The sequence below is a fragment of the Streptococcus infantis genome, from assembly GCF_019929665.1.
GTDB classification, from domain to species: Bacteria; Bacillota; Bacilli; order Lactobacillales; family Streptococcaceae; genus Streptococcus; species Streptococcus infantis_H.
Map to the genome: position 1 here is coordinate 567,797 of NZ_JAHZPZ010000001.1, position 24,616 is coordinate 592,412.

The 24,616-nt window shown below is 37.1% G+C and carries 22 protein-coding genes; 1 reads left to right on the forward strand and 21 read right to left on the reverse strand.

The genetic code is table 11. From position 1 onward, the window contains the following. Positions 1–20: 20 nt before the first annotated feature. The 12 genes from K1I61_RS02740 to K1I61_RS02795 all read right to left on the reverse strand — a co-directional run bounded on the left by K1I61_RS02740 (position 21) and on the right by K1I61_RS02795 (position 15,909). Complete coding sequence (locus K1I61_RS02740; RefSeq protein ID WP_223335801.1) at positions 21–3,728, reverse strand: pneumococcal-type histidine triad protein; 3,708 nt, start codon at positions 3,726–3,728, stop codon at positions 21–23. Between the two features lie 7 nt (positions 3,729–3,735). Beyond that, positions 3,736–4,665 (reverse strand): metal ABC transporter solute-binding protein, Zn/Mn family, encoded by a 930-nt coding sequence (locus K1I61_RS02745; protein WP_223334341.1) that lies wholly within the window; start codon positions 4,663–4,665, stop codon positions 3,736–3,738. Between the two features lie 155 nt (positions 4,666–4,820). Then, positions 4,821–7,382 carry a pneumococcal-type histidine triad protein gene (locus K1I61_RS02750; RefSeq protein WP_223334339.1) on the reverse strand — a complete coding sequence of 854 codons (2,562 nt, stop codon included), beginning with the start codon at positions 7,380–7,382 and terminating at the stop codon, positions 4,821–4,823. 290 nt (positions 7,383–7,672) lie between these two features. After that, positions 7,673–8,632, reverse strand: a complete 960-nt coding sequence (locus K1I61_RS02755; protein WP_223334338.1) for a hypothetical protein — start codon at positions 8,630–8,632, stop codon at positions 7,673–7,675. Between the two features lie 122 nt (positions 8,633–8,754). Next, positions 8,755–9,666, reverse strand: coding sequence for a bifunctional riboflavin kinase/FAD synthetase (locus K1I61_RS02760; protein WP_223334336.1), 912 nt, complete (start codon positions 9,664–9,666; stop codon positions 8,755–8,757). A 54-nt stretch (positions 9,667–9,720) separates the two neighbouring features. Further along, a complete protein-coding gene (locus K1I61_RS02765; protein WP_223335803.1) occupies positions 9,721–10,704 on the reverse strand; it encodes a dihydroorotate dehydrogenase in 984 nt (327 codons plus the stop codon). Further along, positions 10,667–11,467 carry a dihydroorotate dehydrogenase electron transfer subunit gene (locus K1I61_RS02770; RefSeq protein ID WP_223334332.1) on the reverse strand — a complete coding sequence of 267 codons (801 nt, stop codon included), beginning with the start codon at positions 11,465–11,467 and terminating at the stop codon, positions 10,667–10,669. Before K1I61_RS02770 ends, K1I61_RS02765 begins: the two co-directional genes overlap by 38 nt. Before the next feature lie 255 nt (positions 11,468–11,722). Next, entirely contained in the window at positions 11,723–12,412 is a 690-nt protein-coding gene (locus tag K1I61_RS02775; RefSeq protein WP_004252737.1) for a sugar phosphate nucleotidyltransferase, read from the reverse strand. 12 nt (positions 12,413–12,424) lie between these two features. Continuing rightward, complete coding sequence (locus K1I61_RS02780) at positions 12,425–13,303, reverse strand: DMT family transporter (protein ID WP_223334330.1); 879 nt, start codon at positions 13,301–13,303, stop codon at positions 12,425–12,427. Then, positions 13,293–14,162: a phosphotransferase gene (locus K1I61_RS02785; RefSeq protein WP_223334328.1), complete on the reverse strand. Its 870-nt coding sequence runs from the start codon at positions 14,160–14,162 to the stop codon at positions 13,293–13,295. Before K1I61_RS02785 ends, K1I61_RS02780 begins: the two co-directional genes overlap by 11 nt. Before the next feature lie 12 nt (positions 14,163–14,174). Further along, positions 14,175–15,197 carry a ribitol-5-phosphate dehydrogenase gene (locus K1I61_RS02790; RefSeq protein WP_223334326.1) on the reverse strand — a complete coding sequence of 341 codons (1,023 nt, stop codon included), beginning with the start codon at positions 15,195–15,197 and terminating at the stop codon, positions 14,175–14,177. 4 nt (positions 15,198–15,201) lie between these two features. Beyond that, a complete protein-coding gene (locus K1I61_RS02795) occupies positions 15,202–15,909 on the reverse strand; it encodes an IspD/TarI family cytidylyltransferase (RefSeq protein WP_006151754.1) in 708 nt (235 codons plus the stop codon). Positions 15,910–16,229: 320 nt separating this feature from the next. On the opposite strand from K1I61_RS02795, the gene K1I61_RS02800 reads away from it, so the two are divergent. Next, positions 16,230–16,529 carry a YbaB/EbfC family nucleoid-associated protein gene (locus K1I61_RS02800; RefSeq protein WP_006151719.1) on the forward strand — a complete coding sequence of 100 codons (300 nt, stop codon included), beginning with the start codon at positions 16,230–16,232 and terminating at the stop codon, positions 16,527–16,529. A 46-nt stretch (positions 16,530–16,575) separates the two neighbouring features. Here K1I61_RS02800 and K1I61_RS02805 read toward each other — a convergent pair whose 3' ends face one another. The 9 genes from K1I61_RS02805 to K1I61_RS02845 all read right to left on the reverse strand — a co-directional run bounded on the left by K1I61_RS02805 (position 16,576) and on the right by K1I61_RS02845 (position 24,523). Beyond that, the gene (locus tag K1I61_RS02805) at positions 16,576–18,339 is read right to left on the reverse strand and encodes a glycerophosphoryl diester phosphodiesterase membrane domain-containing protein (protein WP_223334325.1); all 1,764 of its coding nucleotides are present in this window, start codon (positions 18,337–18,339) and stop codon (positions 16,576–16,578) included. Between the two features lie 8 nt (positions 18,340–18,347). Next, a complete protein-coding gene (locus K1I61_RS02810) occupies positions 18,348–18,938 on the reverse strand; it encodes a 3'-5' exonuclease (protein WP_006152056.1) in 591 nt (196 codons plus the stop codon). Between the two features lie 69 nt (positions 18,939–19,007). Continuing rightward, complete coding sequence (locus K1I61_RS02815) at positions 19,008–19,499, reverse strand: DUF536 domain-containing protein (RefSeq protein WP_006152010.1); 492 nt, start codon at positions 19,497–19,499, stop codon at positions 19,008–19,010. Between the two features lie 194 nt (positions 19,500–19,693). After that, positions 19,694–20,572, reverse strand: coding sequence for a tRNA pseudouridine(55) synthase TruB (truB, locus tag K1I61_RS02820; RefSeq protein WP_223334323.1), 879 nt, complete (start codon positions 20,570–20,572; stop codon positions 19,694–19,696). 3 nt (positions 20,573–20,575) lie between these two features. Then, positions 20,576–21,379, reverse strand: coding sequence for an alpha/beta fold hydrolase (locus K1I61_RS02825; protein WP_223334321.1), 804 nt, complete (start codon positions 21,377–21,379; stop codon positions 20,576–20,578). 31 nt (positions 21,380–21,410) lie between these two features. Further along, on the reverse strand, positions 21,411–21,854 hold the full coding sequence (locus K1I61_RS02830) for a GNAT family N-acetyltransferase (protein WP_223334319.1): 444 nt from the start codon (positions 21,852–21,854) through the stop codon (positions 21,411–21,413). A gap of 9 nt (positions 21,855–21,863) precedes the next feature. Then, positions 21,864–23,138 (reverse strand): DUF2130 domain-containing protein, encoded by a 1,275-nt coding sequence (locus tag K1I61_RS02835; protein WP_223334317.1) that lies wholly within the window; start codon positions 23,136–23,138, stop codon positions 21,864–21,866. Between the two features lie 80 nt (positions 23,139–23,218). After that, positions 23,219–24,016 carry a formate/nitrite transporter family protein gene (locus K1I61_RS02840; protein WP_004252711.1) on the reverse strand — a complete coding sequence of 266 codons (798 nt, stop codon included), beginning with the start codon at positions 24,014–24,016 and terminating at the stop codon, positions 23,219–23,221. 87 nt (positions 24,017–24,103) lie between these two features. Further along, the gene (locus K1I61_RS02845; RefSeq protein WP_006148440.1) at positions 24,104–24,523 is read right to left on the reverse strand and encodes a hypothetical protein; all 420 of its coding nucleotides are present in this window, start codon (positions 24,521–24,523) and stop codon (positions 24,104–24,106) included. Positions 24,524–24,616 lie beyond the last annotated feature (93 nt).

Here is a 24,616-nt window from a genome sequence, read left to right on the forward strand (position 1 = left end):
AGTAGCAATGGTACTTCTTTTTAATTTACTTCTTTGTCACTTGTTTCAGGACTTGTAGTTGTTAAATGTGAACTTGATTCTTCACTTGTTACTTCGGTGCTAGCTTGACCTGGTGTTTCTTGTTTTGCTTCAACAGGTGTTTCTTGACTTGGCGTTGCTTTAGATCTAAGCTCTTGATTTAACAAGACTATTTCTTGGGCAAGAGCTAGAAGAGCCTGCTTATCTTTGCTTGCTGCACTTAGCTTATCAAACAAGGCATCTACTTTATCAAAGTCCGCATCAGAACCATTATTCATTTCCAAATAAGTATGGAGAGCAATGACACCGTTATAGAGTTTTTGGTAAAGAACTAAAACCTCTGGGTCTTGTTTCGAATTATCACGTTCATTTTGGATTGTTAGTGAAATACGTTTCAAGAGATCTTGAACCTGTGTATTTAATTCATCAAGGTCTGCGTCTTCTTTCTCCATAGCAACCTTCAGATTTTTCACTTCGTCAGAGAGTGAAGCTTTAACCCCCTCCTCATTGACTTGATTCACTAATTCTTCAGCTTTTGTTAGTAACTCTTCTACTTGCCCTTTTAAGACATGGTTACTTTGTTCCTCAGGTTTGAGATCATCATACAAACCTTTCAAGAACTCATAGACTGCAGTTTTAGCACTATGTCCATCCACTTTTTCTGTATCTAAGATTGTTTCAGAAGCCTTGCTTGCAACTGGCTCATTTTTCAGTGCTTCCTCTACTTCCATTTTTGTTTGGTAGATTTCAGGGAAGAGTTTATTTAAATCTGTTGCCTTTAGGAATGATTGTGACTGGTAAAGAGTCCACGTTAGGTTGGCAACTTTATTTCTAAGAGTGTCATTTAAGCGACCGTCAGATAGATGTTGGTAGAAATACTTGATGTATTCTACTGTTGTAACTCCAGTACGGTCATTAAAATCTTGCAAAGCTTGCAACTTAGCTTCAACTGCATCTAAACCTGCTTCATCTTGGGCTAGTTTGTTTTCTTGAAGCTGAGTCAATAAATCCTTCTTAGGAAGTCCATAAGCATCTGTGTCTAAGGTATTAATCTTATCTACTAAAGCTTGATATTTCTTGTCTAAAGGACTGATTTCTGTTGGTTTGACACTTGAGTCAATGTGAATATACTGCTTATCAAACAAATCCAAAGCTGCCAAATAACCTGCAGTAGAGTTAGTTGATAGCTTCTTCATATTCTCAGAAAATTGCCCCAAAGCAAGTTCAATCTGTCTTTGTAAAATTGGTTTATCTTTATAGACTTCACGACTCTCTGCCAGGAGTTGATCAATCTTATACTGGACTACTTTTTCATCAAAAGCACCAGGTTGGTAAGTTGACTGTAATACAGGAATTTTGTTTTTCAAAGCGACTTCATAACCTTTAGTTTGAACCTTGATGTAGTGGTTATGGTCACCATGAGGGATAACAAAGCTACCATTTTCAACCTGCAAGCTATAAGGAGAAACACCATCACGTAGAGCAGTTGTATAGAGTTCGTTTAGGAAATCAAGCTCTGCATCTCCAGTTTGAATCGGAATACGAACGTGTTCCTTACGAACAGCGTAAGGGTGAATGTGAGTTGGGTCATAAGCCTGGTCTGGATTACCAAATACAAAGAATCCATTTGAAATTCTGATAGCCTCAAGAGGAACGTCATATGTTTTAGAAATATAAGCTATTTTTTCTTCATCGCTGGCATCTCGAGAGAAACTTTCAACCGTCTTGGCAAGAGGTTTAACAGGTTCTGTCTGCTGATGGCCATGAAGATGGTCTTGTGCAGCCTTAATCTGCTCTGCTGATAAATCTTTCTTAAAGAAATAATGGGCATGGTCTCCATGTGAAACTACAAAACCTTGTTCATCTTCACTTATCACTCGGTCAGCATCGAATCCGTGATCGTGGTCTTCACCATGGTGGTGATCATGCCCGTCTTCATCATGGTGCTCATCTGATGGATTAGGTTTAACTTCGGTTTTATCTTTCAAGTGTTCCTGAGCTTCTTTAATCTGTTGAGCCGTCAAATCTTTCTTGTAAAAATAATGATTGTGGTCCCCATGAGAAACGACAAATCCTTTTTCATCTTCACTTATCACTCGATCAGCATCGAATCCGTGATCGTGGTCTTCACCATGGTGGTGATCATGCCCGTCTTCATCATGGTGCTCATCTGATGGATTAGGTTTAACTTCGGTTTTACCTTTCAAGTGTTCCTGGGCTTCTTTAATCTGTTGAGCCGTCAAATCTTTCTTGTAAAAATAATGATTGTGGTCCCCATGAGAAACGACAAATCCTTTTTCATCTTCACTTATCACTCGATCAGCATCGAATCCGTGATTATGGTCTTCACCATGGTGGTGATCATGCCCGTCTTCATCATGGTGATCATCTGATGGATTAGGTTTAACTTCGGTTTTACCTTTCAAGTGTTCCTGAGCTTCTTTAATCTGTTGAGCCGTCAAATCTTTCTTGTAAAAATAATGATTGTGGTCTCCATGTGAAACTACGAAACCTTGGTCGTCCTCACTAATCACTCGATCAATAGCAAAGCCATGATCGTGGTCTTCACCATGTCGATGATTAGCATGATCGTGGTCATGGTCTTCTTCGTGTTGATGATCAACATCTTCGTGGCCATGGTCGTGATCATGGTCTTCGTTTGGTTTACTTGGAGTTTCTACAGGATTTGATGGTGTTACTAGACCTGAAAGTGGCATCAAGCGTGCAATCTTTTGCTCCAAAGCAGATAAACTACTATAAGGGATGAAATGGTAATGATTTCCATGAGGGATAGCAACTCCATTAGGCGTACGACTGGTAATTTTAGCCGGGTCAAATACCAAACCATCAGATTCTTTATAGCGTTGACTAACTGGTAAAGCGTAAAGCTGTTCTAGAAGTTTTTGAAGATTATTTTCTTCTTGTACTGGATTGCTTGTAGCTGGTTTCTCTACTTGATGACTTGGTTCAACACTTGGAATCGGTTTATAGTTTGTTAAACTTTGTTGACTTCCTCTTCCAGTAAGGTAAGCTTGAGCGGCAGCCAATTCACTTGAAGATAGAGCACTCTTAGGAACGTAATGATAATGGCCACCATGAGGAACGATATAAGCGTCACCTGTATCTTCAATAATATCTGCAGCATTAAAGACGTAACCGTCATCAGTTGTGTATCGACCTTGTGCTCTGGCAGCAATAACTTCATTACTTGTACTGTTACTATCTGATGTGTGTTCTTGTTTTTGTTTCTCGATTTGGTCTTTGGTACGAATATTATCTGCGTGACTAGCATCCTTCAGATAGACATAATATTTGCCATCCACCTTGATGATATAGCCACCTTTAATCTCATTGACAATATCTCCATCACTTAGTTGATAGTTTGGATCCTTCATGACCAATTCTTCACTAAAGATGGCATCAAAAGGCACCTTACCATTGTAGAAATGGAAATGGTCACCGTGGGAAGTCACATAGCCTTGATCTGTAATCTTAGTAACAATCTGTTCAGCTTCTATTCCTTCTTTTTGGTTAACTTGATCAGGTGTCAGATTATCATTCTTTTTAGCATCAGACTCTTTCCCATCAACATAGGATACACGATTATTTTCTTTGTTCTCAGGCACTTGGTGTTGATTTAAAGCGTAAGCGCAGACACTTAATGCAAGGACAACTGCAGATCCTGCTAGATATTTTTTATTAATTTTCATAAACTCCTCATTTCAATTCTTCAGCTAAAATAGCTATATTGTCTTCTAAATTTTCCAAGTAGGACTTGTCATTTTGTGGGTCGGCCTCTAAAGGATTGAGGGTTTTAAGACTCACACCTGTTGATTTAACAAGTGTATCAGCAACCTTAGACGAAGCATTGCTCTCTGTAAAGATAGTTTTGACCTTATAATTCTTTACAAATTCTTGAATTTCGGTTAACTGTCTCGGACTTGGTTCTTGGTCTGGTGAAATACCAGCTATTCCGAGTTGATTTAATCCAAAGCGTTTAGCTAAATATGAAAAAGCTGTGTGTTGAGTTACAAAATTTCTTTGATTGACTTTTTCAAAAATGGGTTGGTATTTCTTGGTCAAATCATGAGCTTTGGCACTGAAATTTTGTGCGTTTTTCTGATAATTATCCTTATTAGCGCTGTCTAGTTCGGATAACTTATCAGCGATAATCTGAGCTTCTTCAGCAACCTTTTCAGGATCAAGCCAAGTATGAGGATCATACAAGGTCTTCTCATCAATCCCGTCTCCAGCTTTCATATCTTCTAATCCAGGCACGCGCTCCAAGGTCATACCTTCTGATGCTTCTAAAACCTTTACCTTAGACTTTTGCAGGCTTGGATCCAAACTTCCCGCCCATGATTCCAAGGTATGAGAATGATAAACGAAAACATCGGCATCATAGATGGCTGCAATATCATTTGCCGAAGGTTCAAAGGAATGGATACCTGAACTCGACTGAATCATCCGAACATCATTTAGATCACCTGAAACCTCTTTGACCATAGCATAGACAGGATAAAAACTAGTCACAATCTTCATTCCCTTAGTTTCATTGCGATTGTCTTGACTAGCCTTTTGTCCACAAGCTCCCAAAACGAGAACAAAGAAGGTAATCATGACCCATAGAATACTTCTTTTTTTCATAACAACTCCTTAACTAGTATTTAACCATTTAATTAACTAGTAAATAGTTTACTCCTAAAAACTTAAAATGTCAATATTTTTTATGGATTTTCATGAAAAAAGTGAGAACTAGATTTCATGATCAGTTCTCACTAGTCATCTTTATCATTTGACTTTTAATTCTTTTCGTTTGTTATAGGCTTACTATTTTTTAGCAAGACTAAAAGATTTTCAGCCTGAGCCATAATACCATTGTTATCCATAGTACCTAGTGTTAGATTATTTCGTAAACCAGCTAAAGTTTCACTAGCATTGGATTTCACTCCTGCATCTGTCACATTCTTTAATAACTCCTCAGCTTCTTGTAGTTTAGCTTCTATCTTTTCAGTCTCAACCTGTGGTTCTTCCTCTGGAGATTCTTCTGGTTCATCAGCTGGATTAGTATCCTCTGGCTTTTCCATTTGCGGTTTCTCCTCAAGAGTTTTTTCATCTTCAGTTTTATCTGTCTGAGGTTTCTCCCCATTTGGTTTTTCATTATTCGAATGGTCATGTTGTCCATTTTGGTTTCTTAGAACATGGTCACTTGCATTTCCCCAACCACTATCCGAATGCGGACGCTCGCTTGGATGCTCGACATAGTACTTCACAGTCGCAAAAAGATCTTCGAGCGCATATCCCTTAGGAGCTTCGTAAAGCCCTTCATCAAACCATTCAAACTTGATATTATGGTAATGATCAAAGTGAGGGATAATCAAGTTACCATTTTTGACATCAACTGCATACTGTAGATTGTAAGGCATGCGATCTAGCGGTACCTTCTTCTCAGCTTTTACCCGATTGAAGATAGCTTCTGCCCCTTTTGCTTCCGATTTTGTTGAGTTCTGATTATCAGTCTTAGGAGGCGTCAACCTCTTCTCTTTGGCATAAGCCTGAGCAGTTGCCCTCTCAGCTTCGGACAAACTATCCTTACCTATCCAATGACTATGCCCCATATGTGGTGTTACATAGGCATCCCCCTCATCACTGATAATATCATGGGCATCAAAGATATAACCATCCGATGTTGTGTACTTATCCGCTAGCTGGGCTACACGAACTTCATATTCAGTATACTCAATTTGAGCGTTCGGCTTGCCAAGACGTTCTGGATGACTAATCGGTGCAATAAATTTAAGCAAATCATCTACAAAAGCTATCTTATTAACATGCTCATCATTTAATCTTTCTAACAACTGATCCAAAGTCTTGAAGTCAGACATCCGTCCCTTGTTCTCAAGTAGATTCTTATGTGTTTGTTCCAACAAACTATAAGCCTTATCATAAAACTCCTGATCTCTAGGAGCTACTGTAATTTTCTTCTCCCCTAAGGTGTGAGAAATCTTATCTACTTTGGCTATTTTTTTATCAAAGGATGAAAGAGTTTCATTAGACAAATCCTTACTCAAGACATAACGTGATACTCCTTTATCTTCAAGGACATAACCCTGACCAATTTTTCTGACTACTTGCTTGGTAAGTTCCTCATTAGAATGATTTTCAGGAATAGGAACTGGAGTTGGTTGCGGATTTGGAACTGGTTGAGGAAGAGGTTTTATCGTAAGATTCGGCTGTAAACTAGTAGCCCCAGGAACGGAAACAATTTTTTGATTTCCAACTGGAATTATCCGTGAAATCTTTTCTTCCAAAGCTGACATTTGACTATAAGGGATAAAATGATAGTGATCCCCATGAGGTACTGCTACCCCATTTGCTGTTTTTTTCGTGATTTGGGCAGGGTCAAAGAGCAAACCATCGGATTCCACATGACGTTGGCTGAGTGGCAAGGCATAAAGTTGTTTCAAAAGACTAGATACATCTTCACTTGGACTTGCTTGATAACTATTATCCACTTGTGGGCTAACACTTGGGGTCCATCTTCTAGTATTTGCCTCAACATTGCTTTGATTCGTTTGTCTATATGTACTACTATTCGAAGCATCTGATGAGCTGCTAGAAGAATTTGTTGACTGTCGATACCCAACTGAGCTTGTTTGACCACCTTTAGCGGATAAGAAGGCTTGAGCAGCAGCTAATTCACTGGCAGACAAGTCACTCTTAGGAATATAGTGGAAATGATTGCCATGTGGAACGATGTAAGCATCACCCGTGTCCTCAATAATATCACTAGCATTAAAAATATAACCATCATCCGTCGTATAACGTCCCTGAGTTCTTGCAACAGCGACTTCATTACTAACCTTTACTCCTCCACCATGTCCATGTTCCTGCTTCTGACGATTGATCTCATCCTTACTACGAATATTTTCGGAATGAGAAGCATCTTTGAGGTATACATAATAGCGACCATCAACCTTAATGACATAGCCACCCTTGACTTCGTTGACAATATCCTCATTTCGAAGTTGATAATTCGAATCTTTCATCAAGAGTTCTTCACTAATAATAGCGTCATAAGGAACCTTACCATTAAAGTAATGATAATGGTCTCCATGTGAAGTTACGTAGCCTTGATCGGTAATCTTAACGACTATCTGTTCTGCATTGATTCCTTCTCGCTGACTAACTTCATCTGGCGTCAAATTTTCTCTCTTAGTACTAGCCTGATTTCCATCTATATAAGCCACACGATTAGACTCTTTGCCAGTCTGTACTGCTTGATAACGCCCTAATTCATAACTTGAAAGGCTTAAGGCTAAAAGAGCTACAGAACCAAGAACATATTTTTTATTGATTTTCATCTAAACACACTTTCTATTTTTACTACTAAATATAAGATTTAGGCAACACTATAAGTTTTGTGTCATTAACCAGTTAAGTTTATGACTAGAAATATTTATAAAAACAATTAAAATGTTCTAATCCTTTTTATAGATTTCTAGTATTGTTTAGCCAAATATATTGGATATATAAACTTTACCATTTAATTAACCAGTAAATATTCTACTCCTTAACATTTAAGATGTCAAGTTATAAATTCACTTTTTCCAAAATTTTACCCAAAAGGAAAAGCACCCTAAAAGATGCTTTCTTATAAACTACCAATGTTGATCTCAGGAAATTTTTTTGGAAGAAGATTCCAGAATTCTTCTAATTGTTCTTCTACTCTATTAGTATTTCGAATAGTTAGGCTATAATTCTTAGAACTATCTTTTCGAGTGTATACAAACTGATAAACTTTTGTAAAACGGCTATAACTTGTACGTACTAAATAGATCCTCCACACATCTCTAAGATCTAGAGCTTGGGTTCCTTTGTAATAAGTAATGAGATGATTCTTATACAAAATAACTTTCAAGTCCTGGTCGTAAAATTCAGCTTGAGTATCAAGCAGCTCAAGATTTCCGTCTAATTCAGGGTACAGACGATACAGCTCTTTGAATGAATCAACTGTTTTCTTTCGTATGATAAATGCTGCGATTAAAGTCATTAGCCCCATGCCGGAAAAAATCACAATACCAAAAATATAGCTCAGACTGTCTCGTAAGTATTCACTGAGACTGAGATAAATTCTTGTATTCATATTACGAGCGACAACCGATTTAGCAGGAAGAATAGAGCTAATAAATTCATCAAGATTGATAATCTTAGTGTTCTTCGAAGTATTGACAAAATTGGTATCAGTGAGGGGTTCTAACTGTATACCTGTGAGAGTTTCAGGATTATCAGCAAGACTGTCTGCGTTCTCAAGAAGTTTATTAATTGACTCATCTTTCACTTTAGATTCAACTACAGCAAACTTTCCTTCACCTTCCTTGCTATATTGCACAATATAAACAACAGTTCCACCATCAACTTCACCAACAGGTTCAGGATAGATACCGTAGACTGACATAGTAACTTCTTTTCCAGTATCAGTTGTATCTGCAAACCTCTCTGTAGGCTTCTTGTGCATTTGACCTAAGAATCCTGAAATAGAAGCAATCGCAAAGAATACCAGCGAAAGCATCAGTACAGAAATAAAACCCTTATTTCTTTTTTCTTTAAACATCATAATCTCCCTTAATCTCTTATTAGAATTATACCAGACTTAAGTTTATATCTCATCTCTTATTCTAATTTTTATTAGATTTTAACAAAATAAAAAGCTCGAATTTTCATTCGAACTTGATTTTATTTTCTTGCAGCTTTTTCATCTTCTTCGAGTTCTTTGACCAGTTGTTCAATGCCGTCAAATTTCACCATATCTCGGATACGATCTAACCAATAGACGGTCACTGTTTCACCATAAATATCTTCATCAAAATCAAAGATATTCACTTCAAAACGCTCTTCCTCTCCATCAAAAGTAACGTTCTTCCCGACACTGGCCATTCCTCGATAGAGTTTTCTCTTGATTTCGATATCAACGGTATAGACACCATCTGCCGGCATATAAGTACGATCCAAGAGCACGAGATTGGCAGTTGGATAGCCGATTGTTCGACCACGAGCATTGCCGTGTACGACTATTCCTCTTGTAGGAAGTGGACTTCCAAGCAGCTGACCTGCTTCTTTCACATTCCCTTCAAGGATAGCTTGTCGAATACGTGTAGAGCTAATCTTTCCTTTTTCATCTTCTACAGGAGGTACTACGACTACTTCTCCATCAAAGATTTCTTTTAAATCTTCAGCTGATTTTCTATCTGAACCAAGACTATAGTCAAATCCAACTACAATGGTATCTGCTTTAACTTCTTTGACAAAAGTATCTACAAACTCTTGAGCTGACATATTAGCGATACGACTTGAGAAGTCCATTAAATAAAGATTTTCAACACCAGCTCGTTTAAACTTGCGTTCACGTTCTTCTGCATTCAGAATATGAAGTAAATTTTCTGGTGAATAGGGTTTTAAGGTTAATTTTGGTGATTCATGAAATGTAATTAAAGCAACGCTTAATCTCTTCTTAGCAGCAATTTCACCAGCAATACTAAATAATTTTTGATGTCCTAGATGAATTCCATCAAAATATCCTAAAACGAGGACTGTTGGACCTGGTGTTGCAATGTCTTTTTCAGTTTTTATAGGTATTGTTACAATCATAGTCATATTATACCAAAAAGAAGAAGGCATTCAAAATATTACGAATTTAAAAAACTATAAGCTACTTTTTACTTCTTTCCTCAATTGCTCCAGAGTTTCGATATTATATTTATCCATGACTTTTGGTAGGCTATCAATAATATCAGGGCAGGCATATGGATTGGTAAAGTTTGCTGTACCGACTCCTATTGCTGAGGCACCAGCTAAGTACATTTCTATAGCGGATTCAGCTGAATCAACCCCTCCCATACCAATGATTGGAAGATTAGTTGTTTGAGCTACTTGACGAATAAGTTTTAGAGCTACCGGAAAGACTGCAGGACCAGACATTCCACCAGTACCATTGGCAATGATTGGTTTTCTAGTTTTGAGATCAAAGCGCATACCAACAAGGGTATTGATCATAGTGAGACCACTAGCACCTGCATCCTCTACTGCTTTTGCGATAGTCACGATATCAGTTACACTTGGTGTCAATTTAACGTAAACTGGCACATCTGATGCCCCTACGGCTGCTTTTACCACATCATAAGCTAAATCTGGGTCTTGCCCAATCAAAAGTCCGTGATTGCCATGATCGACGTTTGGACAAGAAATATTGAGCTCAATGGCTTTCACGTTAGGTGCCTTGGAAATACCACTAGAAACGGCTGCGTATTCTTGCTTTGAGAATCCAGCAACATTGGCAATGATTGGAAGATTCGGGTATTCCCTTTGAAGCCAAGGTAACTTTTCAGAGAGAACGACATCTAGTCCTGGATTTTGTAGACCAATGGCATTCAGCATACCAGCAGGTGTTTCTGCCACTTGTGGAGTAGGATTACCAAAGCGTGCTTCAAGGGTTGTAGCCTTTATCATGATAGACCCCAAGAGGTCCAAATCATAGTATTTGGCATATTCTTGACCGAAACCAAAACAGCCTGAAGCAGGAATGATAGGATTCTTTAGTTCTAAGCCTGGTAGAGAGACTTGTAATCGATTTGTAGTCATGACACTCTCCTTATAAAACAACAGTTCCTGTTTTAAATACAGGCCCATCTTCACACACACGTTGACTAACTGTTTCACTATCTGGTACTTTCAATACGCAAGCGTAGCAAGCCCCCATGCCACAGGCCATACGAGATTCTAGAGATAGATAAGCTCTTGGATGGTCATGGAAGGTTTGATTGATATATTTCATCATACCAGGCGCACCGCATGAGTAGATTGCATCAAATTTTGTGTCAAATTCATTAATCACTACCGATACATTTCCTTTAATACCATAAGATCCATCATCAGTCGTTACAAAGACCTGACTAAATTTGGATAATTCATCTTCCAAAATAACAGCATCTTTGGTAGCGAATCCTAAAACAGTTGTTATTTCAACACCACGCTCATTCAGTTGTTTAGCTACTTCGAGTAAGGGCGGAACTCCGATTCCACCACCAACTATAAGAACACGGTTCTGCTTGTCTAAATCAGATAAATCGAAACCATTTCCTTGAGGACCCATAACATCTAAAAAATCTTCAGCTTTTAATTTTGAAAAGATTGCTGTGCCTTCTCCTTCAACTCGATAGATAAGTCTGCATTGCTTAGTCGTCTTATCAATTGATGAAATCGAAATTGGACGACGCAAAAGATGAGCATCATCAGGTACACGCAAATGAAGAAATTGGCCCACTTTCATAGCTTCGACCATTTCTCCTTCGAGAACTAGTTCAAAGATTGCTGGCGCGATTTCCTCTTGAAATACTACTCTCATAACTTCCAAACGAATTGCACCCATTCGTTTTTTACAATTTGGATTCATAACTTTTCCTCCTTAAATTTTAAGGGGATCAGATAAAGAAAAACCTTGCAATTGCAAGGTTTCAGTTAAGATATTTACACAAAAGTAGCAAATAAGCACTTGCTTACTTGTTTCCATTGTAGCTTCTTTTCTCTGACACCTTGTGAGTCTCTCTGGACTGCCCTTAAAGGTTGAATTTTCACTAGTATACTGTATCAAACCTAAAAAGTCAAGTAAAAATAGGTAAGGTATCAGTTCATAAAAGTCGAAAGTCGCTTATTTTTGTGAAGAAAGAATCTTTTCTAATTTTTGATAATCTTTAACACTGTCGATTTCATAGATAGAGTTTTCTTCCAACTCTTCTACATATACATCTAGTTCTTTAATATTATCTTTGACCATATTGTCCCAATAGAGGTCAACAAATTCGCCACTTGCATATGCCTTGTCAATAAATCCAACAATTTTCTCAGCTGTTGGAGCATCCCAGAATGATACACCACTCAAGATGCGTCCATTTTTGCTATCGACAATAATATCTTGAACTTTGTAATCATCTCCGTAAACTAGGAACCACTCATTATCACAATCTTCACGATAAACACTGAAATAGGTTGAACGTTCGATATCATTACGGAACATATTCTTGAAAAGATAGTTATCCGCATCAATAACGTAGCTGTTAGCCAATTCTTCTTTTACCAAGTAAAGAGAGTAAAAGTTATTGTAATCAGCATACTTATCGTTGAAGACCAAACGAACCCCGTACTTTTCTTTAAGATAGTCAAATTGTTCTTTTAAATAACCGACAACGATGATAATGTCATCAATTCCACGTTCTTTCAAAAATTCGATTTGATATTCAACCAATGGTTTTTGATTGACTTTAACCAATGCTTTGGGAGTATTTTCTGTCATGGGTCTCAAACGAGTTCCCAATCCAGCTGCTAAAATAATCGCTTTCACGCGTTTTCTCCTTTATTCTTTAATAATAATATAAACACCAGCCATTACGATAAGGGAAGTAATAATGGTCAGTAAATTAAGGGGAGAGCCCAAGAAAATTGCTGCAAATAAAACAGTCCATACTACATAACTCACATTTAATCCAGTAGCTTTTGCTGGCTGCAATCGATTAATAGCTATATAATAGGCTAGATAAGAAATCATATTTGATGCTGCAAAGATAATCAAAAGACCTAATAATTGGCCATTTGCCACTTCCGCAAATGAATGATGTGAGAAGAGAACAATGACAAGATAGGACAAGAAAGATGTGACTTGTCGTATCAAAAGTGCTTCGAGTTCACTGAGTTCACTTTCCATAGCAAATGAGCTCAGAACACTTTCACTTCCCCAAGCAAGCGCGCAAATCAAAGCACAGAGTATTCCGATATAGAAGGAATTAACTTGTTCAACCTTGTAAGTCTGAGCAATAATGCCTACAATGATTAATAAAATTCCAAATACTGTATTTTTTGAAATTTTGTGCTTTAAAAAGAAAAAGGCAAGCAAGACTGAAATAGCAGGATAAATAGCTGAAACTGAGGATGCTAAAGAACTACCGATATATTTGACCGCATAGAGATTGGCCTGCATGCCTATTGGCCCAGCCAATAGTGCTCCGATAATAACACTAACATTTCGAATGTTCAAGAAGATTGAAAAACGTACTTTCCCTTCTTTGACTAGAAGATATCCTAGCAAGATAAAAATACTCAGAAAGTCGTGTGCTGCTGCTACTACAAAAGGCGAAAGCTCTGTAAAGATTGAAAAGATATAGGCGCTAATCGTTAATCCTAATCCCCAGAAGACACCTGAAAGTAGACCAAAAGAAACTCCATTTTTAGTTTTCATCTAAATCTCCTTCAGACTCTAATTCTTTTACAGCTCTATTGTAGCGAGAAATTCCATAATCTCCAAAATCTGCACCATTTTCTTCTTTGTAAATAGTCCAAAGACTCCAAATAATGTCTTGCAATATTTTATAAATACGAATCTTCTCACGAGAAACTGGTGTCTGTTCGCTTTCATAATATGACAAGAAGGAATTTTCTTCGTCTGGAGTAAATTCAGACTCTAGAAAGAGTGCTGCAAGATCCCACATAGGATCATTCATGGAAGAATATTCCCAATCAATCAGATAAAGATGTCCGTCTGGTCCTTCAATAAAGTTTTCAGGAACCAAGTCAATGTGACAAGATTTTTTCTCAATTCCGATTTGTTCAAGTTGATCTTTCAAAGAAAATACAGACTTTCTGACAACTTCATAGTTTGGATAGGAAATCTCCCCTTGAATCAAGGTTTCATATTTTTTGATTTCCTCAAAAGGAGCAAAGTCTCCTTTTAATTCTTTACCAGAAGCATGGATGGTTTGTAGAATTGGAGCAATTTTTTCAAATTTAGTTTTAATAGTATTTGAATCAAATGTTTCTGCATTTTCAATGTATTGATTGACTTTGATACCAGCTTCAATATCAAAGAGATAATTCTCAACATCTAATTTCAGATCTTTCAACAATTCAATATTGAACTTTTCATTCTGGCGATCGATTAATTTTTCTGTACCTTTACCGAAAAACTTAACGATATATCGATTTGAGGATGTTTGAACCAAGTAGTTTTGATTGGTCATTCCACCCAACTGTTCAACGCTCTGAATTTCTTCGTCACCAGATAATAGAGAAGCAATCTTTTCTTTAACGATTTCCTTCACAATCATCCTCCATTAGACTTCCCACTTAAATACTGTCTTGAAGGCAGTATTAAGGTCTGTTGCAAAAACTCGATGAATATCCTTAATCTCTCTTACTGGTTCTTCTAGATAAATGATATTCTTCAAACGATTGGCAAACTTCTTAATCTCCATCATTTGGATGGCATTTTGAAAGTCAACTCTTCCAGAACGAGAAGATCCAACTAATAACAAGCCTTTTTCCAATGAATCACGAGTATTGATATTAACTTTATACTCACTAACTCCCATCATCAAAATGGTACCTTGTGGTTTAATGTAGCGAATCAAGTCATTAATAGCAGGTCCACATCCATCACCACCACAGCATTCGAAACCATGGTCAAAACTAAGATCCTCTGGAATGCTATCAGTAATGTAGAGCTCTTTTGCAAATGAGAATAATTCTAATTTCTCCCAGTGACGTCCGATAACAATAATCTCAGCTTCAGGCAAAGTGTAGTTGATAATATTGGCCATGACAAAAGCTAAACTTCCATCACCAATGACAGCGATGCGTTGACGTCTGCTGTGAGATACCGTCATGAAACGATTCATAGCATGCATACCCACACTGACAAACTCTGTAATGGCAGCAACTGTGTCTTCGATTTCTTCGTAAGCTACCACACGATCCTTAGGCAGAGAAACGAATTCTCGCATGAACCCATCGTAACCACTTGAAAGGAAATATGTTCCAGTCATGTAATTTTCGTAGAATTCCTCATCACTTTGCATAGGTGGTTGATTTGGAATCATAACAACCTTCTGACCAACTTTGTAGGTACCGGTTGGATCAGAAATGACTGTACCACAAGACTCGTGAATCATAGCCATTGGCAGTTTTTTCGCTAAAATTTTTGGATCACGTTTACCTTGGTAATAACGTTGATCCGCGTGACAAACCGCCATGTAATTTGGTCGGATGAGGATATGATTCTCTTGATCAATTTCTTCTTCCTGATATTTAATATTAATAAACTTTGGTTTTGTCAGTTGATAAATTTGATTAATCATGTCTTTAGTCTTTCTCAATCATGCTTTTAGCAATCTTCAAGTCTGTAACTGTTGTAATTTTAAGGTTTGAATATTCACCTTTTGCTAAGGCTACATCTTTACCCTTAATGACAAAGATTTTACATGCATCTGTTAAAATTTCTTTTTCTTCTGCTGATAAAGAACCATACAAATCAATGAAGTCTTTACAACGGAAGGTTTGAGGAGTTTGCCCTTGATAGAGATGAGCACGATTTGGAATATCTGTGATAAACTGTCCGTTTGTACTTTCAACAATGGTATCTACTGCTTCAACTACTGTATCAACAGCATCATGATTTTGTGCAAGAGCAATGTTATCTTGAATCATTCGAAGTGTGATAAAAGGACGAACTGAGTCATGTGTGACCACGATATCATCTTCAGTGATTGGACGATAAGCATCGATAGCTTCGATGATCTTTTCAATACTAGAATTTCGATCTGCACCACCTTTTGTGATGATGATACGATCCTTGTGGAGTGGAAGGAATTTTTCAACTAAATCTTCTGCGTGTGTTACCCAGTCTCCGTGAACTCCAACCACAATCTTTTCGATACTTGGCTCTAAGACAAATTTTTCAATTGTATGAATCAAGATTGGGCGATCTCCCAACTCAAGAAATTGTTTGGGTAGGTTACTAATACCCATGCGCGTGCCGGTTCCACCTGCTAAAATTCCAGCGTAAATCATATCGATTCTCCTTTAGTTTGTTCTAAAAACTCATTCCTTACTATTATATCATAATCTAGCGTTATCTTGAAATAAATACTAGTTCTCTCCATTTAGAAACTGATGGCGAGAGCACTTTAGGTTTTGAACATTAAAAAATTTAATCCTTGCATTCTTATTTCTCGATTAAAATATAGTTCTTCAGAATAATATAGAAAGCTTAAAGAAACCTTAAATCATTGGTTGATATGTATAGAGAACCTGAAATTTTAATTAGACTTTTCCAATTAAAATTGTTAAAATAAAATAGAAAATAAAAGAAAAGGAAGCTAACTACCGCCATGATGAATATGCAAAACATGATGCGTCAAGCTCAAAAACTTCAAAAACAAATGGAGCAAAGCCAAGCTGAATTGGCTACCACAGAATTTGTTGGGACTTCTGCTCAAAACCTTGTAACTGCTACCTTAACAGGTGATAAAAAAGTCGTAAAAATTGATTTCGATCCTGCAGTTGTGGATGCTGAAGATATTGAAACACTTTCAGATATGACTGTTCAAGCGCTCAATGCTGCTCTTGAGCAAATTGATGAAACAACTAAAAAGAAACTTGGAGCATTTGCTGGTAAGTTACCATTTTAATTATATTCTCAAAAAGAGGCTGGTTTACAGCCTCTTTTAATTTATGTTAATAAGCAAAGAACTCAGTTGCTTTATTTAGCAATAAGTCACTATATTCAGGGTCTTCCTGAGCAGTTACTAGTTCTTCTTTTATTCTTTCCAAGTCGTCCGTAATCATTCCGTCAACACCTAGGTGAAAAGACTTATTAAATGATTCCGAACTATTGATTGTCCATACATAGAGTTTTTGCTCAGTATTCCATAGTTTCGTCACAAAGTATTCATCTAAAGTAGAATACTCCATTGTGTAGCCTGTAGCAACCGTTCTAGGAAAAACAGAATTATAGGGAAGAATAAAGTATACAGGAATATCTGTGTCATACTCTCTCACTTTTTCAATAACCTTATAATCCAAGGATTGCATTTGATGACCATAAACCTTAATTTTTGCACCGTATTTGTCTAGAAAACGTTCCATCATCTGCGGGCTATCTTTGTGGCTGGTCTTAATCTCAATGAGAAGTTTCTGATGTAATTCATTTGCACGAGCCAGATAATCATCGAAACTTGAAATCTTTGTCTCATAACCATTCTCATGAATGTCAATCTGCTTTAACTCTTCTAAGGTCAAATCTTGTGGTGTTTTATTAATACCAGCTAGGCCTTTAAGATTAGCATCGTGCATCATAACAAATTGACCATCTTTAGTCTCCTGGATATCCATCTCGATTAAATCTGGTTTTAACTGCGCTGTCTTTTCTAAGGATTCTACTGTATTTTGGACACCATTTCCATTCGATACACCACGGTGTGAAATCACAAGCGGTGGATTGACTACTGGAGCTTCAAGATAATTATATCCTTCAATCGCAAAGAGGATACATGCACACACCATGACCCCCCATCTCATGATATGGTCCTTTTCTCGCCTTGGCATAATGTCAAGCTCTTCTCCTGTTAAGAAGGACGTAAATTTCACAAGGAAATAGGTCAGTGCCATATAGTGGAAATTCTTGATAAGAACGAAGTTGCAAATAGCAAGGATCAGAGACTCTCTCTGAGTAAGGCTATCCACTATATACTGGATTGATAGTAAAGGGATGAGAGGAAGATAGAAGAATAGATTGGTTTTTACAATAATTAAGAATAAATGCCAAGCATAAAACCAAAAGAAATTCTTAGTTTTATCCAAACTATAAATGATAGCTTCCTTGACCGTCATCTTTTCATAAAAGACCTTAGGTAGAGTGAACATCAAGCGAACAGAAACATAGAAGAATAAGAGTGATAAGATAATAATGGCTACCCACCACATCCAGTACTTATCTTCCATGTAGGTTTGAATAAACTCTGGAATTACGATTTTATTGAAATAATAAATCTTAAATATCTTCCTGATAAAAGGAAATAGCATTGCTACAAATAAAAAGATAAACAAAGCTTTTGAAATAGTCATCTTCTTCATAAAAGCAAGGCTTTCACGAAATACTTTTCGACTATATTCTATAAGAGTCCTTTTTTCGTGATATAGGAGGTGGCGAGCTCCAATAAAGAGAATACTAAGTTGAAAATAGGCTACTAGTAGATTGATGGCTATTAAGATTACGAAGCCAAGACTGACAATGGGAGCATTTTTTATTATCTCAAAAATATTGTTGTAGGAAATAAACAAATATCCAGTCTGACTTAGTAAAAATCCAGCTATCACTGAGTTTAGTGGCAACCAGATATAGTCAACCAACATAAAGATTAGAAAGAATAGAAAGAGGATTTTATCTAGATTAAGGTAAATCTTTTTAAAACCCAATTTTTTCGGTTTTTCAGGTTTCATAAAAACTCCTAATCAAAAAGTTGTGATAAATCCAAAGCACCAAATGGATTCGAATTGAGACTAGTTTGAGAATTGAGTAAGAGTCTACTCTCATCTGACTCCAGAAAAGCTTCATACACTCGAGCAGTCATACGAGCATCCTCTAAACTATTATGAGATTGTCCTTTAAAACCTAGAAAATTAGCCACAGTTTGTAATTTTAGATTAGCAATTCCATGAAGATCAGAACTACGTCGCTCCAGTGATTCATTATAGACATCAACTAGATATTGATGACTATAGTCAAATCCATGCTCTAGTAAAATCGGTAAATCACTCTTTGCCGCATTATAACCAATAAGAGGCAAGTTACCAACAAAAACTTGAAATTTTTGCAGGACTTCTTCTATTTTTGGTGCGCCTTTCAATGTCTCTGAAGTAATCCCCGTCAAACCATTAATAAAACTCTTCAAAGGAACATCAGTGTAAACATAAGAGTCAAATGCTCCTACTTCTTCACCTTCTTTAAAATGCACTGCTGATACTTGAATCAAATGAGTCTTATCCTGGTGTTTATTAAATTCTAAATCAAATGAGATATATTCTCTTAATGTTTCCATCTTATCAATCCTTATTGATTTGTAAAAAGAAACCACCTGGTCTAGTCATAGAAACCAAGCAGTTTTTTCTTATTTGCCAAATAAGCGAGCAAAGAAGCCTTTCTTCGATGACTGAACTTCTTGCTTAGCTTGATCCAACTCCAACTGAAGTGTTTCTTGATCCTTCATAGCTTGAAGGGTTAACTGTTGTTGTTGGTCCAATTGCTTATCTTTTTCAGCGATTTGGCGGTCTTTGACTCGCATCTGTTCATCTTTTTCAGCCAGTTGCTTATCTTTAGCTTTCAATTGCTCATAAAGACGAATGATTTCAGCGTTCTTTTCATCAACAAGAATTTCCATGAGTTCTCGTTGCTTAACTTCATCACTAACCGGTTCATCTTCAAAGATAGTCTTTTTGTAGATTTCTTCAAGTTTGATCAATCCACTGCGAGTAACAACAGTAACACCCTTGTCGTTTTTTGTAATATCTTCTTCTGGTAATTCTTTGACACGATTATTGATTGCTTGTCGGGATAGTCCCAAGACCTCAGCAATCTCACTGACAGTCATTTCAATACTCATAATATCCTCTATTTTCCTCTAGCTTTTCTTAAATTAAATCTTATCATAAGTAAGCAAAACTGTCAAATAACACTGTATTTTCAATGGTTTTTTAAGACATAAAATGTAAAAACCATTTATTGGCTAATATTTTAAAAAGATGAGAGCATCTCATCTTTAGACTAGTAGATAAAAATCGTTTATTCAGTATAATTTTAAGAGAAAACCTTTCTTGGTTTGTAGAGATGTTCACGTTTTTCCAGAATAGCAAGAAGTCGTTCCCCTTCAAAAGCAGCTACTTCTTTTACTGTATGCTCTAACTCAATAAAGCGACCAAAGCGGACTTCCTCTGCCTGTTCCGGAGTAAGATAAACCTTAACTAAATCCCCTGTTCCAATCTCTAGAGGATGAAGAAAGTCTAATTCACCAGCCTCTACTTTTTCTGCAATTTCTTCTAAGGTCAAGGAATCTTCTAACTGTAAACCAGCTGCACTAGTCCGTGTAAGATGAGACATGTGAGCTGAATAACCAAGCTTCTCTCCCAAGTCAACCGATAAGGTACGGATATAGGTTCCCTTGCTACATTTTACTCGGAAGGTAAAACGCGAAAGTTTATCCTCGTAGGAAATAGGACTGGTTCTTTCAAAACTATAAATGGTCACCTGACGTTCTGGACGCTCGACTTCCTGACCAGCACGCGCATACTCATAGAGCTTGCGACCATTGACCTTAACAGCTGAGTACATTGGCGGAATCTGAGTAATCGGACCAGTTAGACTAGCAATAGCTTCATCGACAAGCTTTTCATCCAGTGGAGACAAAACAGGAGTCTCTGAGACAACTTCCCCACTAGCATCCTCGGTCGTTGTAGAATATCCCAGAGTGATTTCCCCGTCGTAGACCTTCCCCTCATCCTGCATGAATTCTACCATGCGAGTCGCCTTCCCTACAGCAATGGGTAAAACGCCCACAACATCCGGATCCAAGGTCCCACCATGACCAATCTTCTTAGTCCCTAAAATCTTACGCAATTTAAAAACCGCATCATGCGAGGTCATCCCTGTTTCTTTCTTTAAGTTGATAATACCGTTCATTTATTAACTTTCTAAAAATACTAAAACTCTTTTTTGGAAATCCTTATTCTGTTCATAGAGTGCATGCCCACACTCTGGCAAAATGGTGAGCTGGCTATCTTTGATATGCTGATGCAATCTAAGCGAACCATCTAGGCCAAGAACATCATCATTTTCTGCTCCAATGATTAACGTAGGGCAGTTAATTTTTTCCAAAAAAGCTAGACTATCATGCTTCAAACAAGATACAGCCTGAATATCAATACGTTTTATATCTTTAATGCGACCAAAAATTCCCATTATTCGATAAAGGTATTTAAATTTTCCAAAGAATTTAGTCGTGTAAGAGTGACGAGCAATATCAATCATCAGATCTTTATAAGTACCTGTTTGAATCAGGTTCAGCCAGCAACTAATTCTCTCCCTACCTAGATTACCTAGTTTTGCAGTTGTAACAGCCAAAACTAGCTTTTGAACCTTTTCTGGGAAATCCGCCACCAACCATTGGGCAATCATTCCACCTTGCGAAATCCCCATAACATAGGCACTGGTAATCTTTAATATCTCCAATGCTTCTGCTACATCTGCTGCCATATCCCGTGTCGTATACTCCTGCCTCAACTCATTGATTCGAGAAAAAACATAAATTTTGTAACGTTCAGCAAGTATACGGTATGTGATTGAAAAAGTCATAGCCATACCTTTAACCGTATATAGTCCATCACCCAATCCTGGTATAATCACTAATGGCTTCTTACCTTTACCAAAGGTCACATAATCCATGCTCTTATCGTTAAAATTTAATGTTTTCCCTTTTGTTGAAGACATTACTTCGTTCCCTCTACTATTTTTTCATGATTTATTTATGTTGAGTTTTTAAATGCAAGGCAAAGCCTGCAGTCACTTTTTCAAATCCAACCGCCTGATAAAACTGATGTGCAGCATTTCGTTCAGCGGTTAATCCACTATTTAAAGCCAGTGCCTCAGCTCCTTCTTTTACCGCTTGTTTTTTCAATTCATCAATTAGCCTACTAGCAATTCCTTGTCGTCTTGTTTCTTTTGCAACTGACAAAGCCAAAATACGATAGTAAGATCCATCTGCTTCAAAAAAGAAGAGCTTTGCGTAACCTAAGAAACCTAAAATTTCTCCGTTTCTTTCAGCTAAAAGACAGCCATAATGTGGCTGAGAAAGAATCATTTCTAAACGTCGAGACAGCTTAGAAGCGGTCGTTGGATAGCCCAAGTCTTCGTATAAAGACAGTAGAGCTTCAGCATCTTTCATGGTTGCTTTTCGTATCTGCATAGGATCCTCCTACTCCCCCTTAAGAGCTTCAAATTTAGCTTTCATAGTTGGATTTTTTTGTGTCAATTTTTTAACGGAAACATCATCTAGCTTGTTGTTAGCCAGGCGGAGTTGGTTTTCTGATGTGGTCAAGAATTTCTTGACCTCTTCCATCCGCTTGATGGCTTTGTCGATTTCATCAATAGCCTTGCCGAAGTTGACTGAGGCCGAGTTGTAATTTTTAGCAAAGGCAACCTTGAAGGCTTCTAAGTCTTCTTCAAAGTGAGTAATATCAATGTTTTGTTCTCGGATAAGTGCTAACTCCTGCTTGTATTTTAGAGAATTAAGGGCAGCATTACGCAAGAGCCCGATCAGTTGGATAAAGAACTGAGGACGCACCACATACATCTTCTCATACTCGTGGCTAACATCGACAATCCCTGTATTAAAGGAGTCAGCATCAGCTTCAAGCATACTTACCAAAACCGCATACTCACATTTCTTTTCTCGTCTGTCCTTATCCAACTCCTTGTAGAAATCGGAATTCTTGTGTTTACTTTTTGTGCCATCAGCTTCATTTTTCATCTCAAACATGATGGAAATAAATTCTAGGCCATTTTCATCAAAATCACGGAAAATAAAGTCACCTTTAGAGCCACGTTCAGAAACCTTGTTGTCCTTTTCGAAATAGGCATTTGGAAAAGCTAAGCTACGAATCTTGTTGAACTCATTTTCCGCATATTTCTCTAAACTTTCACCGATTTCCTTGGTTGATTGTTGTGCCTTGAAATTCTTGTAAAACTCAACTTGCTCACTAGCTGCCTTGAGCTGGGCTTCATAGTTTTGTTTCACCGAAGCAAGAGAAAGCTCGTTTTCTTTTTCTTGTAAAAGGAGCTGATTTTTAACCTGATCTCTTTCTTTCTCTAGATCAGACAGTGTCTTTTGCAGTTGGTTCTCATGTTCCAAGCGCAAGGTAGCCAGCTGATTCTCCAGTGCTTGCACTTCTTTTTCTTTCGCCAACAAGCTTTGGCTAGCACTTTGCTCCACTTCTTTCTTAGCCAATTCTTTTTCAGTATCGAAATTTTCGATTTGAGTTTGTAGCTGGGCAATTTCTTGGTCTTTTTGAGCGAGTTTTGCCTGTTGTTCATTTAAAGCTTTTTGTTCCACCAACGTCAATTCTTGCTTGATTCGCTCATGCAATTCCTTATCAAACTCTACAGTTCGAACTTGAGAAATCAGCTCTGCGTATTGACTTTCATTAACTGTAAAAACTTCCCCACAATTTGGGCATTTAATTTCGTTCATAATTTTCCTCTATATTAAACTATTCTCCATTCATTATAGCATGGAAAAACAAAAAGAAAAAGTTGGAATCAATCCAACTTTTAATCTACGTATGTATCTTCGTTCTTGTTTAAGAAGGCGTAAGGCAATCCCATCAGTAGACCACCACCGATAAAGTTACCGATGAAGGTTACACCCCAGTGACGAAGGATATTGCCAATACCAAAGTTTGCGATTGAATCAGCAGCAACACTGAACTTCACAATAGCAAATGATGCAAAGTTTGCGGCGATGTGCTCATTTGTTAAGAATACAAACATGTAAATGGCTGATAGAACCAACCAAAGTTTTGCTCCACCATCCTTGACTAAAACAAATGAAAGAATGGCGATGTTTACAAAGATATTCGCTAGAATACCTTCAAGTAAAACTAGTTCATTAGAGCGTCCCAACTTCATTTCTACAACTCCAGAAATAAAGCTATCGTGCGTTAGATTAGCATAAGCTGCTGAATGAGCAAATCCCCAACCAGCGATAAGCGCACCAATTAAGTTAAAGAAAGTACAATATAGAAGAATTTCAGCTGTTTTTCTCCAGCTAATTTTTTTCAAAAAACTACCCGCTGTTAAGAACATCATGTTTGATGTTACCAATTCAGCATTTAAGAAGACAATGTAGGCCAGTCCCCAAGCAAAAACAAACGGGAAAAGGAAGCGTCCACTACCTGGTGCAATCTTATTGATCAAATCTGCACCAACGGCTCCTGCTGCCGTACTGAAGGTAAGGAAAGCACCTGCAAACATTGAACGAATCGCATACTTAAATTTACTATTCGAATAAAGACTTTCCTTTTTCTTACAAGCAAATTCGATTTTTGAAATAAATTCTGATGAGACCATATAAACTCCTAAAACTTTTATTTGTGAATATTATAACATAAAATCAACTTTATGGAAAGGCTTTCTGAAATTTTAAAAAATTAAAACCTATGATTCTAAAATACGGATCTTGATATTGTATTTTTTTGTTTCATTCTTTAAGTTATTGACTAGTTGATCATTCTCTTTTGATTTGCCAAAGAAAAAGGCTAGAGAATTTCCGCTCTTTTGTTCGATAGTCAAAAAATATCTAGCTCCATTCAATTTAACACTTGGAATAAAATGGACCTCAATCTTTTTAATATTATTCAGTGGTATAATGCGCTTTCTAAAAACATAAGCATTATGAATATAAAATCTTCCCTTAGCAATATGAAACGGGGCAAAAAAGTTTCCACCACTTTGACGCACAATGACATAACGACGCCAAAGAATCAATAAAAGAAGGAAGGAAATAAAGGAAATAGCAAAAGTCAAAACCGAGCTTTTCATCATCGATTTTATCCCAATCAAAAAATAATCTATCATAATTAAACCGTCTTTTCTACCTTATTATATCACTTTTGTTTAGCTTCTAGGTTCATGGACAAAGAAAAAGACTGAACAAAGTTCAGCCCTTTC

Excerpts from the sequence above, each read along its gene's own strand:
- K1I61_RS02740 (WP_223335801.1), bottom strand. The coding sequence starts at position 3,728 with ATGAAAATTAATAAAAAATATCTAGCAGGATCTGCAGTTGTCCTTGCA.
- K1I61_RS02745 (WP_223334341.1), bottom strand. The coding sequence starts at position 4,665 with ATGAAAAAAAGAAGTATTCTATGGGTCATGATTACCTTCTTTGTTCTC.
- K1I61_RS02750 (WP_223334339.1), bottom strand. The coding sequence starts at position 7,382 with ATGAAAATCAATAAAAAATATGTTCTTGGTTCTGTAGCTCTTTTAGCC.
- K1I61_RS02755 (WP_223334338.1), bottom strand. The coding sequence starts at position 8,632 with ATGTTTAAAGAAAAAAGAAATAAGGGTTTTATTTCTGTACTGATGCTT.
- K1I61_RS02760 (WP_223334336.1), bottom strand. The coding sequence starts at position 9,666 with ATGATTGTAACAATACCTATAAAAACTGAAAAAGACATTGCAACACCA.
- K1I61_RS02765 (WP_223335803.1), bottom strand. The coding sequence starts at position 10,704 with ATGGGCCTGTATTTAAAACAGGAACTGTTGTTTTATAAGGAGAGTGTC.
- K1I61_RS02770 (WP_223334332.1), bottom strand. The coding sequence starts at position 11,467 with ATGAATCCAAATTGTAAAAAACGAATGGGTGCAATTCGTTTGGAAGTT.
- K1I61_RS02780 (WP_223334330.1), bottom strand. The coding sequence starts at position 13,303 with ATGAAAACTAAAAATGGAGTTTCTTTTGGTCTACTTTCAGGTGTCTTC.
- K1I61_RS02790 (WP_223334326.1), bottom strand. The coding sequence starts at position 15,197 with ATGATTAATCAAATTTATCAACTGACAAAACCAAAGTTTATTAATATT.
- K1I61_RS02795 (WP_006151754.1), bottom strand. The coding sequence starts at position 15,909 with ATGATTTACGCTGGAATTTTAGCAGGTGGAACCGGCACGCGCATGGGT.
- K1I61_RS02800 (WP_006151719.1), top strand. The coding sequence starts at position 16,230 with ATGATGAATATGCAAAACATGATGCGTCAAGCTCAAAAACTTCAAAAA.
- K1I61_RS02805 (WP_223334325.1), bottom strand. The coding sequence starts at position 18,339 with ATGAAACCTGAAAAACCGAAAAAATTGGGTTTTAAAAAGATTTACCTT.
- K1I61_RS02810 (WP_006152056.1), bottom strand. The coding sequence starts at position 18,938 with ATGGAAACATTAAGAGAATATATCTCATTTGATTTAGAATTTAATAAA.
- K1I61_RS02815 (WP_006152010.1), bottom strand. The coding sequence starts at position 19,499 with ATGAGTATTGAAATGACTGTCAGTGAGATTGCTGAGGTCTTGGGACTA.
- truB (WP_223334323.1), bottom strand. The coding sequence starts at position 20,572 with ATGAACGGTATTATCAACTTAAAGAAAGAAACAGGGATGACCTCGCAT.
- K1I61_RS02825 (WP_223334321.1), bottom strand. The coding sequence starts at position 21,379 with ATGTCTTCAACAAAAGGGAAAACATTAAATTTTAACGATAAGAGCATG.
- K1I61_RS02830 (WP_223334319.1), bottom strand. The coding sequence starts at position 21,854 with ATGCAGATACGAAAAGCAACCATGAAAGATGCTGAAGCTCTACTGTCT.
- K1I61_RS02835 (WP_223334317.1), bottom strand. The coding sequence starts at position 23,138 with ATGAACGAAATTAAATGCCCAAATTGTGGGGAAGTTTTTACAGTTAAT.
- K1I61_RS02840 (WP_004252711.1), bottom strand. The coding sequence starts at position 24,016 with ATGGTCTCATCAGAATTTATTTCAAAAATCGAATTTGCTTGTAAGAAA.
- K1I61_RS02845 (WP_006148440.1), bottom strand. The coding sequence starts at position 24,523 with ATGATAGATTATTTTTTGATTGGGATAAAATCGATGATGAAAAGCTCG.